The organism is Demequina oxidasica (assembly GCF_000975115.1).
Classification (GTDB): Bacteria; Actinomycetota; Actinomycetes; order Actinomycetales; family Demequinaceae; genus Demequina; species Demequina oxidasica.
Map to the genome: position 1 here is coordinate 1,061,721 of NZ_BBRE01000001.1, position 15,825 is coordinate 1,077,545.

Annotated in this window: 13 protein-coding genes; 3 read left to right on the forward strand and 10 right to left on the reverse strand. The window is 62.2% G+C overall.

What is annotated here, in order from left to right:
* The first annotated feature begins 19 nt into the window (after positions 1-19).
* On the forward strand, positions 20-2,071 hold the full coding sequence (locus AOP77_RS04930; RefSeq protein WP_152649775.1) for a tetratricopeptide repeat protein: 2,052 nt from the start codon (positions 20-22) through the stop codon (positions 2,069-2,071).
* Positions 2,072-2,086: 15 nt separating this feature from the next.
* Here AOP77_RS04930 and AOP77_RS04935 read toward each other — a convergent pair whose 3' ends face one another.
* From AOP77_RS04935 to hisC, 8 genes are all read right to left on the reverse strand, one after another.
* Positions 2,087-4,408, reverse strand: coding sequence for a glycosyltransferase (locus AOP77_RS04935; RefSeq protein WP_062210103.1), 2,322 nt, complete (start codon positions 4,406-4,408; stop codon positions 2,087-2,089).
* Positions 4,405-5,823: a glycosyltransferase family 29 protein gene (locus AOP77_RS04940; protein ID WP_062210106.1), complete on the reverse strand. Its 1,419-nt coding sequence runs from the start codon at positions 5,821-5,823 to the stop codon at positions 4,405-4,407. Before AOP77_RS04940 ends, AOP77_RS04935 begins: the two co-directional genes overlap by 4 nt.
* 104 nt (positions 5,824-5,927) lie before the next feature.
* Complete coding sequence (locus tag AOP77_RS04945; protein ID WP_062210109.1) at positions 5,928-6,803, reverse strand: N-acetylneuraminate synthase family protein; 876 nt, start codon at positions 6,801-6,803, stop codon at positions 5,928-5,930.
* The gene (locus AOP77_RS04950; protein ID WP_062210112.1) at positions 6,796-7,971 is read right to left on the reverse strand and encodes a cytidylyltransferase domain-containing protein; all 1,176 of its coding nucleotides are present in this window, start codon (positions 7,969-7,971) and stop codon (positions 6,796-6,798) included. Before AOP77_RS04950 ends, AOP77_RS04945 begins: the two co-directional genes overlap by 8 nt.
* A complete protein-coding gene (locus AOP77_RS04955; RefSeq protein WP_152649777.1) occupies positions 7,958-8,911 on the reverse strand; it encodes a hypothetical protein in 954 nt (317 codons plus the stop codon). The genes AOP77_RS04950 and AOP77_RS04955 overlap by 14 nt, the downstream gene beginning before the upstream one ends.
* A gap of 114 nt (positions 8,912-9,025) precedes the next feature.
* Entirely contained in the window at positions 9,026-9,787 is a 762-nt protein-coding gene (locus AOP77_RS04960; protein WP_062210117.1) for an ABC transporter ATP-binding protein, read from the reverse strand.
* On the reverse strand, positions 9,780-10,640 hold the full coding sequence (locus tag AOP77_RS04965) for an ABC transporter permease (RefSeq protein WP_160300046.1): 861 nt from the start codon (positions 10,638-10,640) through the stop codon (positions 9,780-9,782). Before AOP77_RS04965 ends, AOP77_RS04960 begins: the two co-directional genes overlap by 8 nt.
* A gap of 208 nt (positions 10,641-10,848) precedes the next feature.
* Positions 10,849-11,952, reverse strand: a complete 1,104-nt coding sequence (gene hisC, locus AOP77_RS04970; protein ID WP_062210124.1) for a histidinol-phosphate transaminase — start codon at positions 11,950-11,952, stop codon at positions 10,849-10,851.
* A gap of 37 nt (positions 11,953-11,989) precedes the next feature.
* On the opposite strand from hisC, the gene AOP77_RS04975 reads away from it, so the two are divergent.
* Positions 11,990-12,382 (forward strand): phage holin family protein, encoded by a 393-nt coding sequence (locus AOP77_RS04975; RefSeq protein WP_160300047.1) that lies wholly within the window; start codon positions 11,990-11,992, stop codon positions 12,380-12,382.
* On the opposite strand, the gene AOP77_RS04980 is transcribed toward AOP77_RS04975, so the two are convergent.
* On the reverse strand, positions 12,379-13,866 hold the full coding sequence (locus AOP77_RS04980; protein WP_062210130.1) for a hypothetical protein: 1,488 nt from the start codon (positions 13,864-13,866) through the stop codon (positions 12,379-12,381). The two genes, AOP77_RS04975 and AOP77_RS04980, sit on opposite strands and share 4 nt — an antisense overlap.
* Positions 13,863-14,162 (reverse strand): hypothetical protein, encoded by a 300-nt coding sequence (locus tag AOP77_RS04985; RefSeq protein ID WP_062210133.1) that lies wholly within the window; start codon positions 14,160-14,162, stop codon positions 13,863-13,865. The genes AOP77_RS04980 and AOP77_RS04985 overlap by 4 nt, the downstream gene beginning before the upstream one ends.
* A gap of 117 nt (positions 14,163-14,279) precedes the next feature.
* Here AOP77_RS04985 and purB point away from each other — a divergent pair, with 117 nt between their 5' ends.
* Complete coding sequence (gene purB / locus AOP77_RS04990; RefSeq protein ID WP_062210136.1) at positions 14,280-15,713, forward strand: adenylosuccinate lyase; 1,434 nt, start codon at positions 14,280-14,282, stop codon at positions 15,711-15,713.
* Positions 15,714-15,825: the final 112 nt, after the last annotated feature.

Sequence of the window (15,825 nt, forward strand, 5' to 3'; positions counted from 1 at the left end):
CACAGCACACGTAAATATCATGACCAACTTAGATGAGGGCAACATCGAATCTCCCAAACGGAAACCTCACGCGATCGAGCGGGGACCCCGTGGCAAGCGACTCAAGGCGGCGGCTAGGGGATTCTTAAAATCAAGTGCGACGTTGGCGTTCGCACTTCCGATGGTGGACGAATGCGTTGCTCTTCTTGCGCCTAGAGTTGGCTCCGTCGGCGTAACCCGAGCACAACGCGACATGGCGTTTCCGGCCAAATTCAGACCTAAGTTGCGCGACCGAATGGCGCGGGCGATGATCGGCCTCAATCCTGGCGGTAAAGAGATGCTGCTCCAGCGGGCGCAACAGGACCGCGTCAAGAACGCTTCAGTGCTTGAACTTGCCGCCGCTCGCGAAGACACCAAAGGTAACCGGCAAGCCGCGATATCGTATCGTCGCAAGGCCGTCGAAATGGATCCTGGCGCGGCACACAGATACGTCGCACTAGCTGCGGCCTTGCGGAAGTCAGAAACCACGGAGATTCAGCAGGACGGCATTCTCGGCTTGGTCTCAACACGCGTCGGTGACCGACGTGAGGCAATTGAGATGCTCGAGACTGCTCTCCGCGTTTCTGGAGGAAATTCTTATGTTTCCCATTCTCTTGGTATGGCACTTTTTGCCGATGGGCGGATGTTCGAAGCAATCCCCCATCTTGAAGCGGCAGTAGCGGTAGACGCCAAAGCACAGTGGGAGTACGAACTAGGAAGGGCCTACGCTCGTCCTCAAGTGCTCGACTTCGAACGCGCAAAGGCTGCGTACTTACGTGCCCTAGAGCTCAATCCGAAACACTCGATGGCGATGTCGCAGTTCATTATGGCTGCGTGTCGATCGAACCTGGATTGGCCCGTGATGTGGGAAATGGGGTGCCGACTTCAAGACTTGCGCGCCTCCAGGATTAGCACTGACCAAAAGGACGCACTTGCGGTGATGCTTGAGTCAATCAAGCCGCTTTTCGTGGACCCCGATTTTGAGGCTTCGCGGGGCATGCCGATCGCGGCACTCAATAGGGCGCAAGCGCAAGGACTTCCGCTCCACAGTGTGCTGTTGAATCTGATCGCTGTCCGGCTGCAGTTCCTGGGCTATATCCGCGAAGGATTTGAAGTCAAAGAACTCATGGCTCGTCGCTACATTCGAGACTTCAGTACAGGGCGACGCGAGATTCCTCGTCTTCGGGCACGGTTGCAGGCGTACGCGTATCTCAACCGAATTGATGAGGCACTGGAACTACTAGACCCGCCGCTGTGGCCCTCCCCCGACCCCAAACAGCGCGCAAAGTTCGCCAAGCTTGCAGCCGATTTTCATCTACTATCCGGCAATGCCTCACCACTCGCTGAATATTCTCAGAAGCAGCGCGGCGTTGATCCCTTGCCCGGAGACGATGCGATGAACCGATTGATCGCGGGAAAGCGGGTCGCCATAGTTGGGCCTGCCGCGACTTCGGACAAGTTTGGCTCAATGATCGATGGTTATGACACAATTATCCGGCCACGCTTCCAGAAAGAGTTCGTTGACGAGCACCGCGAACAGGGGGGAAGCAGAACGGACATCGCCTACTACTCAGGTCGTGATTTCGGCCCGTTGTATGAAGAGGTCGAAGCAGCCATCAATTGTGGCGACCTTCAACTCGCCACAATTCGCCCGTTGCTCTACGCGGAATATGGTTCCTCGGCTCCTGAGTGGCTCCGCTTCTATAGGCAAGAGATGTCTCTCTATATGAAGAGCTTCTCTTTGGGTATTCCCCGGATTGCGTATGATGTCCTGCAGTTTTCCCCTAGTGAGGTCACCATCTTCAACGCCGATCTCTACGCTGGTACTACGGCCTTCGCCGACGGCTACCGGCCCACGCACGACACCGCGATCGCGCCGGGTTCGGTCATGAACGATGTACTCGTTGCACACGATCTTGCCTTTGACTTCAGGTACCTAAAGGGCATGTACGACCATGGGATCATCGGCGCTGAGGGAATTTCAAAGCAAGTGCTAGAGATGACACAAGACGAGTACCTCGACCGAGTCGCGAGTGGTGGTGCGCTCCGCTAGCGGCCGGCGGGGGCGCTAGTTTCGCGCGCCACCCACCACGTCCGCGATTCTTTGGTTCGCGTCCTGCACCACCATCAAGAGCTCGCGTTGCACGGTTGCAACCTCTGATCTGTAGACCTCTTGATTCACCACAATGTCAGTGACCAACGCAGTGACTTTGGCCCTCAGCAGTGGATCGTGCGCGTCAACGCCCCATTCAGGTCGGCCGATGTCCTCGAGGAAATAGCGCAGCTTGTCATGCGAAATCAGTGAGACTATCGGCACCCCGAGCCCGAGCGGAATCATCCCGGCGTGACCCCGCATGCCGACAACGGCTGCGGCACCTTCAATGGTCGCCAATGCCTCGTCAACCTTCATTGCATAAAGGGGTGCGGACTCGATGGTGATGCCGTGGACGCGGCGCAGATCGCGCACGAACCGCTCGTCCGTCTTGGTGTGCGCAAGTGATCTAACCTCGGCTACTCCTTTGAGGTCCTCCACTATCCCCGCCAATGCCTCCAGGAAATCCTGATAGCCATCACCAAACCTGAGTTGCTGGCGGTCGAAGGCAACATTCAGATATACCACTGGGGTGCCTTGCGCGAGCGAAGGGGGGCGGTTCGTCAGAGCACCAAACACGGTAGTGACGCATGGGAGGTACTCGAGGATTGAAGCTCGTTCCTCACCGAGTATCTCGGTGACACGTCGAACTGACCCGTTGTTACGCAAGCCCACAAATGCCGCACCTCCGACTAGCTGTGCGACCGAGTCCTCGAAGCGACGTCCGTGCAACACCTGGCCCCGGAAAAGATTGAACCCGACGGTGTAGACGATCACTGGAATCTCCAGGAGCCTCAGAGCAGCGTCGGTGACGTTCCATTGCCACCCGCTGTTGCCGTTCGCAGAGGTATCTGGAAGAAAGAGCCCACCGCCACCAATGACGATCGCGTCAAGATTCTCATTTGCCCATTGCGCCTCGGAAACGTCAAAGATCTGGTGGGCATGGATAGACGTCCAGCGCGGATCTGGAACCGTCGTCGCGATGCTCGTTCGCACCGCGAGAGGCAGCATCACGTCACCAAAGTTTCCTTCGCTGTCAACGTAAAAGGCCACATGACCAATTCGCTTCCCAGTGCCTGGCGGTACGTCAAGGCTGCTGAATCCGGCCTTCAGCCGCCCGAGCATCAAGCGCGGCTTGCGCATCACCGGGTTCACCTGCAAGGCCAACACCGCATGTTCGTGCGCCAAGTCATCGTCGCGATACACCCAAGCGAGTTCGGACAAGGCAACGTGAGCACGAACCTCGAAATCGGGGAAGCCCGCTGCCATCAAGAGCGCCGCACGGGCGGCCTCCGGCTGCGAGGCGCCGCGCAGCAGTTGACCCCACCTGAACCACTGGTCCGCACTGAGAATGCGATTGTCGAGCGCAAGCGCTTCAAGAGCCAGCAACGCACGCTCATTGTCGCCTGCGCGCTCGTACTCGATCGAGGCCCGCTGGAGGTTGTCGAGATCCTGGTCCGACAAGTCGTCAAAGGGCGCAGCCAATCTTGCCAACTCGCTGTGGACGGGAGTTCCGGCGCTGCAACGCCGCCAGTACTTCACCGTGGCCCCGCCAAACGCGTGCCACGCACGTTCAAGTTGCTCGTACCCGCGTTCGCCACCGTTCCAGGGCTTGTACTTACCCGTGTAGTGAATGATGCGGGTGTCCTCTGGCGCGTCCCCGCCAAACCGTACTGCACGCTTTACGAGGTTGTACTTCACGTCCAGCGGCTGGTACGCGCCGTTGAGTGCGGCAGTAAGAACTCCCTGATCGTGACGCTCAAGTTCATAATCACCACTGCGGCCAATGGCGTCGAGAAGCGAGGCGAAGCCAGCCGTCAAATAGGCATCGCCGACGGACATCACGCCGCTATTGAGCTTCCTACCCCCGTCACTGTCAAAGTACTGGGGTGCTGCAGTGAACTCAGCATCGGTCTCCACGAGGTGCCTGATGTCGCCCACGACGACCATGTCCACATCGAGCGTGACTACTCGTTCGTAGCCGATGGGCTTGAACACATCGAGGATGTAGTACGCCTTCTCGACCAGGTAATTGGAACCGTCGCCCTTGCGGTAAGTAGTAAAACGCCCGGTATCGACCTTTCGGAAGGTGAAGTGCGGGTAGAGGGGAGCAAGTCGCGCAAAGTCTGGCGCTTCTAGGTCGCTATAGAGCACCACATAGTCGAGGTCGAGCCACGGGTTAGAAAGTACGAGGCTTCGGACGAGCACCTCGAAGCCCTCGATATAGTTGCGATCCACGTAGGAGGCCAGGGCGACCTTGGTCCGCGGGGGTGCAAAGCTCTCGATGGCCGTACTCATAGTTCTCCTCTGAGCGAGGTAATGATCCCACTCACTCGCGTGGTGTGTTGGGCAACCCATTCGCGCTCGGCCTCATAGTTGTGCGCCGTGGCGATCTGCAATGATTGGGCTGACTTGAGTCGGTAGGCCCCCGACCTGTAGAAGTCGAAGCCCACCAGATCTATCACCGGAGATACATCCAAAAAGTCAAGCAATCGCAGCATGTTAAACCCCGACGTAGGGACCCCGATATGGGAATCATCTGCGACGACTTCCTTACTACGCACGGGCCAACGCAGACTCTCGTCTCCTAGATAGCTCTGTGCCTGCGGGCGAAGATGTTTGACGAGCGATGTACGCCACGCGACGGGGTTGCCCCCAAAGACAATCCGAACATCGACAGGAACGTCCCAGTTGAAGTCGTGCATGTGGATCATCGCGTGAATCGTTGTCTTGGATCCAGTGTTTCCCGGATCGATGATGAAGGAGTTGAAGCGGATCACCTCATCGTACGAGTCGATCACCGACCCCAGACCACTCTTGGCGATCGCTTGTGAGTTCGCGATCACGGCAACGGAACGTCCGCGCAAGCGGTTCGCCAAACCCGCAACGTCAATCGTGTCGAACTCGGTCACAGCATCGGGCGGAAGCTTCACAGTCGCGCCCAATCGGTCCATCGCCACGGTTCGCGTCGCGAGCTCAACTGTGCGCAAGCTAGATCCGTGCAGCACCTCTTGCTGGACAAGATGGCGGGCCGCCCTGTCGGCGACGTCAAAGGGAAGCGCGGTGGTTACCGAGGCGATCGCGCTCCTGCGCTCCTCGATTCTCTCTGGCATGTCTGAGGGCGACGACAGAGCGAGTTCGGTGAGCCCATATACTGCATGGGCCGCGCTCTCGGGATCTGGCGCCGCAGAAGTTGGCAACCGAATCAGTTCCTCAAGCGCACTCCGATTTTGCTCATCGTTCGGAGCCACTAGCGAGTCAAGATCACCGGTGAGTGTGTGCAGAGCCCTGAATGCAGCCTTTGCTCCGGTACGGTCCCCCGTCACCTGGTACGCATTCAAGAGGATTCGCTGAGCCGCCGGTGATCCTGGATCCGCCGTCGCCACGAGTTCCGCCAATGAGATCGCGAGTGTGGGCTCTGCGACGCGCAGCGCGGCCGTAGCGGCATCCAGTGCGCTCCGCTTGACCTTGGACTGTCCGCGCTCCGCAATGGGGGCCGCTCCAAGGGCAAGCTTCAAGGCGTGCGAACGTTGCCGCAGCGCCACCTCGAGCGTGAGAAGTCCAATGGCTCGCACAAACTCTTGGTGAGGTTTGCTGGCGGCCACTGCCTTGTCACGCGACGCCACCTGCGCTTCTGCGATCACTCGCCACCACGCGGCGTTGGTCTTGCGGAACGCCCCCCGAGAACGCACGACGTCGCGGACAAGTTTCACCGCTCGACGCGCCCTTGAACTAATCTTCATCCTCAGCCCAAGCCAGAAGTGTTGAGAGTCGACTCGCAAGTAGTCGTACAGAAAGTGCGGTCTTCACAGCGCCGCTAGGAGGCGACGCGACGGAGCTTGCTCAGCGGAGCCAATTCGCCAGGAAAAACACGCTTTACGCCATCGCCCAGACCGGTCTCGATGATGCGGATGTCGCGCACCAAGTGGTCGAGCCCCTGCGGCTCAAGCGAGGCGGCGTGGTCGCTGCCCCACATCGTGCGGTCAAGGGTGATGTGGCGCTCGACGACGCAGGCGCCCAACGCGACCGCGGCTAGCGAAATCTGCAAGCCGGGCTCGTGGCCCGAGTAACCCGTGGGGACGCCGTAGCGCTCCATGAGGGTCGGAATCATGCGCAGGTTCGCCTCCTCGGGGGGAAGCGGGTAGGTCGAGGTCGCGTGCAGAATGATCAAGTTGTCGAGGCCGAGGGTCTCGACGGCGGCATCGATCTGCTCAATAGTGGACATGCCAGTGGACAGGATGACGGGCTTGCCGGTCTCACGGATCTTCGCGAGCATCGACAGGTCGGTGACAGAGGCCGAGGCAATCTTGTACGCCATCGCGTCGCGGTCCTCGAGGAAGTCCACGGAGGGCTCGTCCCACGGGGAGGCGAACCAGTCCATGCCCTTCGTGTGGCAGTATGCGGCGATCTGGTCGTACTCGTCCTTCTCGAACTCCACCTTGTAGCGGTAGTCGAGGTACGTCATGGTGCCCCACGGAGTCTCGCGTGGGGTGTCCTTCATGTGCTCCGGCGTGGAGATCGCGGGAGTACGCTTCTGGAACTTCACTGCCTGGCAGCCCGCATTCGCCGCGACGTCGATGAGTTGGAGGGCGGTCTCGACGCTGCCGTTGTGGTTGAGGCCAATCTCGGCGATCACATAAACGGGACGGCCGGGGCCGATCTGGTTGGAACCGATGGTGACAACTTCAGACATTTTGGGGACTCCTTCCGGCGAGGATCATCTCCGCGAGTTCGCGAAGCGCTCCGCGCCCGCCGTTCCGGGTCAGGGTGATCCGGGCGGCCCTTTGGGCTAATGGGTGGGCATCTGGGACTACGACTGGCCACCCCACAACCTCGAGGCAACTAACGTCGTTCACATCATTACCGACGTAAATCACACTCGAGAGCGGGATTTGCCGTTGTTCACACCACTGCCGCAAAACGTTCACCTTCTCGTCAACGCCGTACACCGTTTCGACACCTAATTTGCGTCCGCGGGCTTCGACCACGGGGTTTCGTTCCTTGGACAGAATCAACATCGGCAACCCCGCATCACGCAGCATTCCCAGACCCATTCCGTCCGACCTGCTCACGGTCACGGACTCCGTTCCATCCTCGGAGACCTCGACACGGTCGTCGGTGTGGACGCCGTCAAAATCCATCACAAGAGCGCTGGCGTCGATTGCCCGCGGCTTGTCTAGGACGGGGGCGAGCGCGCGGGCCATGTCTAGCTCCGCTGGTTCATCAATCTCTAGGCCCGATGCCGCGGTCACCTCCTGGATTCCCACGCGGCCAAAGAAGCGGAACCGGTGACGCTCGAAGCCGGCGGCGTCCATGACGTAGAACGCACCGGTTTCCTGGAAGTGGGGCTCGCGGTCCTGGCGGCGAGGGCGGAATGAGTGGTCGTGGTTGACGCCCTGTGCGCCCGCGGCGCTGGGCTTCCACAGGAACGCGTACGTCTCAAACGCGGCGAACACCACGTCCTCGTCGCCGTCCTCGACCCGCGCTACTGCGTCGTCCAGCGCATCGGCATCGATAAAGGGCGAGGTGGCCTGCATGAAGACCACAGTGCTAGGCGAGGCGCCGCCTGCGCGAATGGCCGCGAGCGCGTGCAGCACCGCGTCCTCCGAGGACGCTTGGTCGCCAGCGATGTCCGCGGGCCGGCGGACAATGCTGGCACCAGCCTCGCTCGCGGCGGCGGCTATCGCGTCGTCATCAGTGGAGACGTACACCGCGCCGATGCGCGGGGCGGCGAGTGCGGTGCGCACCGCCCGGGCGACCAGTGGTACTCCCCCAACTCTCGCCACGTTCTTGCCCGGAACTCCCTTGGAGCCCCCGCGAGCGGGAATGATGGCGACGGCCGTGGGGTCAGACACGAGCATCGGCTCCTCTTGGCTTGGCGATGCGGCGCAGCGTGGTGCGTAGTGCCTCGTCCGCACGTTTGGTGAGCCACTCCTCGGGCACCGGGCACACGCTGAGCTCGACGTTCTCCGGCAGGATGTTGCGTAGCGTGGCGACCACGCTCGAGGGCAGGGTCACTACGGTAGTGAGTTCGCGCGATGAGGCGAGCACTATCTCTATCGGCAGCACCGCCTTGCGCACCTTGAGGCCCTCGATCTCCTTGAGTCGTTTGAGGCTCTTGGTCTTCTCGCGCCGATGCGGGAAATAGACCCGTGCGCCAGCCGCCACCTGGGCCTCGACCCATGCGCGGTATGGCGCCCCCTTGACGTAGCCGTCATCGAACAGAGCGCTGCCGAGGATCACGTTCTGCATCGCGCCGTCATCCTTGACGAACTTGGTCCTGCGCACCCAGCGGTACTTGTTGTGGCTCACCCGGCCTCCTGCGTGCGCGAGAGACAGCAGCTCGTCGTCGCGGGAGTAGGCAGTGAATGCACGCAAGCCGCCTGTGGTCAGCGTGTGGTGCAGCCGCCTCCCCGCAAGCGTCCCCAAGCGGCGGGCCAACCACGATTCGGTGCGACCGTGCCGCGCAAGCGGACGGTTCTCGCGCACCTGGTCAGCGAAACCCAGCATCGCGCTGCCGTCGTCCACCGCGACCAAGTCCCGGACTCCAGTGAGCGCCACCGCAAGTCTGAACTGACCCGAATACGGATCGCCGGTGAGTCGCTCGCGCGCCACGATGAAGGGCGACAGAAAGGCGAAGTTCCACACGCCGGCGATATGCACATCCTCCGGTAGGTGGGGTGCGAGCACGTCGGCCGTGTACTGGAGCTGCTTTGAGTTGGCTCGCATGCAGATACGCAGCGGCTCGCCGGTAGCCGCGGCGTACTCCACCGCGTTGACCAGTTGTAGGGGCGACTCCACCCAAGCGACTCTCGTCATAGGCGCCATCGCACCACACGGACCTGAACGCGCGGTTAAAGAAAGATGGCCACCAGACGACGGTTGCCTGAGCCCCGCCGGCCGCTCCGACGCGCGCTACTTCTTAGCGGAGGCTTGGTAGGCCTTCACGACCTTCTTAGGGTCGCCATCCATCTTGAGATTTCCGTGGTCAATCCACAGCACGCGGGTACAGGTGTCCAGGATGGACCGCATCGAGTGGCTCACCAGGAACACGGTTCCAGCCTGCTCGCGCAGGTCACGGATCCGCTGCTCCGACTTGTCCCGGAAGGCCTTGTCGCCCACGGCCAACGCCTCGTCGACCAACAGGATCTGGTGGTCTCGCGAGACCGCAATGGAGAACCGCAAGCGTGCCTGCATGCCGGACGAGTACGTCTTCATGGGCAGGTCGATGAACTCCGAAAGCCCGGAGAACTCCACAATGTCCTCGTACTGCTCCTCGGCCGCGGCCTTGGAGTGGCCCATCGCGAGCGCACCGAGCAGCACATTCTTCTCCCCGGACAGGTCGGGAATGAGGGCGGCGTTGACGCCCAGCAGGGCGGGGCGGCTCGACGCGTACACGGCACCCTGCGTCGCGGTGGTCAGTCCCGCAATGGTGCGCATGAGCGTGGACTTACCGGAACCGTTGTGGCCGATAACGCCGATCGACTCGCCCTCACGAACCTCGAACGAGACTCCCTTGAGGGCGTGGACGACGCGGATGCCCTTCTGCCTCTTGAAGAGCGATCCGCCGTTGGCGAGGGCCTTGCCGGACGCATGCGTGCGGTACTCGACATGGACATCGTTGGCGACGACGATAGGGGCGCCCAACTTCGGGGGCGCGGTGGGAGCCTCAGTCACGACCGTACCTTTCCTCGGCACGCCAGAAGAAGATGACACCAATAATCAGCATCGAGAGTGACGACCCAATGACAACCCACCACATCAGTGGAGATGCCTCATTGCCGGTCACCATCTGGGCGCGGACCAGGGTGATGAAGTCGTGGATCGGGTTGAGCTCGACGAGCTTAAGCAACCATGGTGGCTTGTCTTTAAGCACCTGTTCGAGCGAGTAAAAGATTCCCGACGAGTAAAAGAGGATGCGCGTCAGTAGCGGGATGATCTGGGTCACGTCACGCAGGTGCACGGTAAGACGCGCGGAAATGAGCGCGATGCCGAGGTTGAACATCGTCATAAGCGCCAGGATTACCGGCACAAGGAGCCAAGCCCAAGTGATGGGCTCCCCGAATCCAACGATGATCAGGGTCATCACGGCGATGATCGGGACCAGCTCAAACACCTGCTGGATGACGGCTGCGATGGGCAGCAACATGCGAGGAAAGTTCAGGCTCCTCACCAGGGAAGCATTCGACGTGATCGACTTGGCACCAGCACTGAAAGACTTCGAGAAGAACTCGAAGATGAACACACCAACGACGAGGAACGGCACAAAGTTATCGGGGCGCGACTCGCTCGACATGATCACGCCAAAGATGGTGCCGAAGATGATCGCCGTGAAGATGGGCCGGATCACAATCCACCCAAGGCCAAGGCGGTTCTCGCTCATGGTGGCCTGGATGCGGAACCGCGCCAGGGTGTACGCGAAGTGCCGACGTTCCCACAGTTCCTTGAGGTACGCACCAAGCGGGGCGCGCGCGCCAACGCGCTCAAGCCCAGCGTCCGTGGCCAACTTCTCGTAGTCGGTATCCGTCACGCGTCGCCCCCCGCGATAGCGCGCGCGGGCGCGCAGACGCATCGCGTCATCTGAATCATGTGGGGCACAGGTGTCCTCATTCGGGGTCCGTGGAGCGCGACCATTTGGGTGCCGCGTGGTGGCTAGTCTGCCAAGATTCTAGTTCACGCGCCACAATCGCCCGCATTCCGGGCAACTCGCGTCGCACCCCGAACCAACGTGTGGCCGCCTATCTTTGCTCCCGGAATGAGGCCAAGCCACCCAGCAAGGCGTCGTTTTCCGCCGCGGTTCCGATGGTGACGCGGACGCCATCACCGGCGAACGGACGTACCAGGACGGACGGCTCGAGCGCTCCCAACCCCTGTGCCAGACGCACCGCGTCGTCACCTACAGGAAGCCAGAAGAAGTTGCCATCGGCATCGGGGACGGCGAAGCCGAGTTCACGCACCGCCGGCACCACGCGCTCGCGCTCCGCGACCACCTGGGCGACTCGCTCGAGCAGTTCGTCGGTCGCGTCCAGCGAGGCGACCGCCGCGATTTGCGCAATAGAAGACACCGAGAACGTCGTCACGCACGCGCGCACGGGTGCGATCAGTTCCTCGGGGCCCACGGCGTAGCCGATGCGCAGGCCGGCCAGGCCGTACGCCTTGGAGAAGGTGCGCACCAAGATGAGGTTGGGGTGGCGTTCAAGGGCCCGTGGCCCATTGACGGTTTCCGAGTTGCGCACAAACTCGACGTACGCCTCGTCCAACACCACCAGCACGCGACGAGGTACGGCGGCCATGAAGGTCTCGAACTCGTCGTGCCGGATGCTTGGGCCGGTGGGGTTGTTTGGCGAGCACAGGATGACGACCTTGGTGCGGTCCGTGACCGCCGCGGCCATGGCAACCAGGTCGTGGCGACCATCGGGCGCGTTCGGGACCTGCACCGACTCGACGCCGCTGATCGCGGAGATGATGGGATACGCCTCGAAGCTGCGCCAGGCGTAGATCACCTGATCGCCCGCGTCGCAGTAGGCCTGGAGAACGTGAGCGAGCACGGCGACCGACCCACCTCCAGTTGCCACGTTCGCGTCGGACACGCCCACGTGAGCGGCTAGTCGAGCATGGAGCTCAACGGACGCGGCATCCGGGTATCGGTTGACCGCCCCGCCAGCCCGCGTGATCGCCTCGGCAACCGACGGCAGCGGCCCGAACGGGACCTCGTTGGACGACAACTTAATGGGCGGCGCGGCATCCAACGCGCCGCGCGCACCTGGTACGTAGCGAGGCATGGCGCCGATCACGCTGCGGGGCGTCGGTGCGGAGTTTTCTGCGGATGGTGGAGTGGACATGGCTCTAGCATCCCACCCACGTGCCACAATTCACTTCATGAGATTTCTTCTGAATTCGATCATCATGGCCGTCGCGGTGTGGTTCGTGACCATCCTCCCGTTTGATGTCTCGGTTGAGGGCGGAGACAATTCGACCTGGGCGCGGCTATTCGTCTTCTTGTTGGTGGGCGCGGTGATGGCGGCGGCGAACGCGATCATCTACCCGATCGTCAAGGTGCTCGCCTTCCCCATCATGATCCTTACGCTGGGACTCTTCTCGCTGGTGATCGCATGGTTCATGCTGTGGCTGACTGCCTGGCTCACCACGCTGGTTCCCTGGGCCGATCTCACCATTGGCGGGTTCTGGGACACGCTATGGGCCGCTGTGGTGATCGCGATCACGAGCGGAATTCTGGGCGCGATCATTCCGGGTGCGGGCAAAAACGACTAGTTGTTTGTCGTCGGCCCGGAGGCGAAGGCTGGCAGAGCGACCGGCTGGGGCTGAGGGATCACGTCAACTGGCTCGTGTCCAGTGGACGGCGGCACCACAGGTACGTATTCGGTGAGCGTGCTGGTCTCGCCGGTGAAGAAGGTCGAGGCCGAGTCGCGCCACGCGCTCGCTGAGGCACCTGCGGCGCCGGCGTCCACCATGCCCGCGGTGGTCGCGTATGCCGGAAGGCTGTGCGCATCGGGAATAGTGTCACCGAAAGCGCGCGTCTGGGGGTCGGCCGAATATCGGAGGTCGCGCTCCACCGTGGTGCGCGTGGGAGTGTCCGGGTTCGGCACTGCATCCAGACCGCTCACCAGGTCCTCGTTGTGCTCCAGTTGCAACACGTTGACCGAGGACGGCAGGGCTATCCGCCCCACTGGGCTGCCCGCCGTCACTACGTGCGTCACGTTGAACTCGTCGAGGAACTCCGGGCGCGAAGCAAGCGCGACGGCGTTGATCCCGCCTTGACTGTGTCCGGCCAGCATCACTTCTTCGCCCGGCTTGATGCCGGCCGCTCGCATGGCGTCCACCACCGCCATCTGAGCATCGGTCGACTGCTCCACCATTGCCGCTAAGTTGGCCTGAGCGTCGTGCGGATTATCGCCCTTGGCGCCCCAATCCTCTGTCCCGGGAATTGTGACCAGGTAAGAGTGAGTACCGTCCGCGTGCGTAATCGTCTCGATTGACACCGAGCCGTCCATGCGGTTTTCCTCCTCCTGAAGGCCGTTCATCACGTCCGCCACCCCCGTCGGCTGTCGGGCCGCGTAGCTGGTCTCGCGCTCGTTAACGGTGGTCGCATGTCCCTCGCCAAAGAGCCCCTCAAGCGAGGCCAACATTGCAGCAAGTGCGTAGACCGCGGCCGGGAACCCCACAGCCGACGAGTCCAGCTTGGAGACCATCCACTGCACGGTGTCCTTGTTGAGGTAGCCAGTGGTGGGAGGCAGTCCATCCGGAAGGATTGCCCCGGCGACTTTCTGGGGCGCACCCGTCATGAGTAGTGGCGCCGTGCTGGCCAACACCCCGGCAGCCCACACGTGGCGCATCGCCCAGAGTCCCGTCCCCCACATCGAGGTGAGGGCGCCTCCCGCGCGGGTGACCGCGCTCACGTGACTCATGGCCGCCCTTTCCGCTTCGGTGAAGCGGTTGGCCACCTCCATCAGGCGTTCACCAATGCCATAGGCGCTGAATCCGACGGGGCTGGTGCCATGGCTGCCCACTTGGGCATCCGCCAGTGCATTTTTGGCGCGTTCCGCAGCGTGGCGAGTGGGATCGCTGCCACGTTCAAACGCCTCAACCGCACGGCGCTCCGCTGCACTGAGGCTCATGCCCGCGTCTTCCAGCAGATCCCTCACGGATCGAATGATCCGGGCTGCCCGCTCGAGGTCTTCAGTGACCGCCACCTCGCCACCCGCGCCTCCATAGCTCCGCACCGAGTCGGCCATCATTCTCCGTTCATGTCGGCAACAAAGCGTAGGTGCCTATAGAGGCGGTCTGCTTCGTCGGCCCGGTTGCGCAGCACGGTCATATCCCTGGTGAGGTCGTCGAGCTCGCCGCGGTAGGTGTCAGCAAGAACGGAACGCCAGCCCGTGACGCTCGCCGTCTGAATATCGCGCAAAGCTGTATCAATCGAGTCGAGCGCCGCGATCAGCGAGTGCAGCGGCAGGTACAGCGGCGCCTTGGGAAAATAGTTGGACGCGGCGTTCGCGTCCACTAATACGTAGCCATCGTCAATGTCGCTCATGCTTCGACGCTAGGCAAAGCCCCGGCGCTGCGCGTCCAATCACGATGATCTGTGGATAAACACCTTCGCCTTACGTGGGGCGCAGGGACCACGGTGGAAAAGTGGAAGAATGGGCGCGTGACTTCCTGGACTGCACTCGCTGACATCACTCCCGCCATCGCCCTCGGGCCACTCGACGGTCGCTACCGCGGCGCCGTGGCCCCGCTGGTCGACCACCTGTCGGAGGCCGCGCTCAACCGCGCCCGCGTCCACGTGGAGGTTGAGTGGGTCATCCACCTGACTGACCAGGGCGCCGTGCCCGGCACGTCCCCTCTCACCGAGGCGGAGAAGAGCTACCTCCGCAATGTCGTCGAGTCGTTTGGCGCGGACGAGATCTCCGAACTCGCAGAAACCGAGCGGGTGACTGTCCACGACGTGAAGGCAGTCGAGTACTTCCTCAAGAAGCGCCTCGAGCAGGCCCCCGCCTCGCTCGGCGCTGACACCCAGCTGCCCGCCCTCAGCGAGCTCGTGCACTTCGCATGCACCTCCGAGGACATCAACAACCTGTCCTACTCCGTCATGGTGCGCGGCGCCGTCGCGGACGTCTGGCTGCCCGCCGCACAGGCCCTAGTCGACCAGATCGGCGACATGGCCAAGGCAAACGCCGCGCAGCCGATGCTGTCGCGCACCCACGGCCAGACGGCCACCCCCACCACGCTCGGTAAGGAACTGGCAGTGCTCGCGCACCGCCTGGGCCGCCAGCTCATGCGGGTACGCAACCAGGAGTTCCTCGGCAAGATCAACGGCGCCACTGGAACCTACGGCGCGCACGTCGCGGCCGTCCCCGGCACCGACTGGGTCGCCGTCTCCAAGTCGTTCGTCGAGCACCTCGGCCTTACGTGGAATCCGCTGACCACTCAGATCGAGAGCCACGACTGGCAGGCCGAGCTGTACGCGGACATGGCGCGTTTCAACCGCATCCTGCACAATCTCGCGACCGACGTATGGACCTACATCTCGCTGGGTTACTTCGCGCAGGTGCGCGGCCAGGGCACCGTGGGCTCCTCGACCATGCCTCACAAGGTCAACCCCATCCGCTTCGAGAACGCCGAGGCCAACCTCGAGATCAGCTGCGCGCTGCTCGACACCCTGGGCGCCACCCTCGTCACCAGCCGCATGCAACGTGACCTCACCGACTCGACCAGCCAGCGCAACATTGGCCCCGCGTTCGGACACTCGCTACTCGCTATCGCGAACGTCGCCAAGGGCCTGGACGGCTTGGACGTGAACCCCACCCGCCTGGACGAGGACCTCGACTCAAACTGGGAGGTGCTCGGCGAGCCTATCCAGTCCGCGATGCGCGCGGCCGGCATTGCAGGCACGCCCGGCATGGAGAACCCCTACGAGCGTCTCAAGGACCTCACGCGAGGTCGTCGCATCGGCGCCGACGACGTGACCGCCTTTATCAAAACACTCGGGCTGCCCGCGGACGTCGAAGAGCGTCTCGTCAAGCTAACGCCGGCCAGCTACACCGGTCTGGCCGAGGACTTGGTTGGCTACCTAGGCAAATAGCCAGGTTGCAACCTTAACTAACCGCGCGCCCCCCGCCGCCGCCCTAGCGGTCCCTCAATGTACGTCTTGCGCATCCTGATTTTTCTAGCGGTCCCAAAGTGATCAAAGGGGG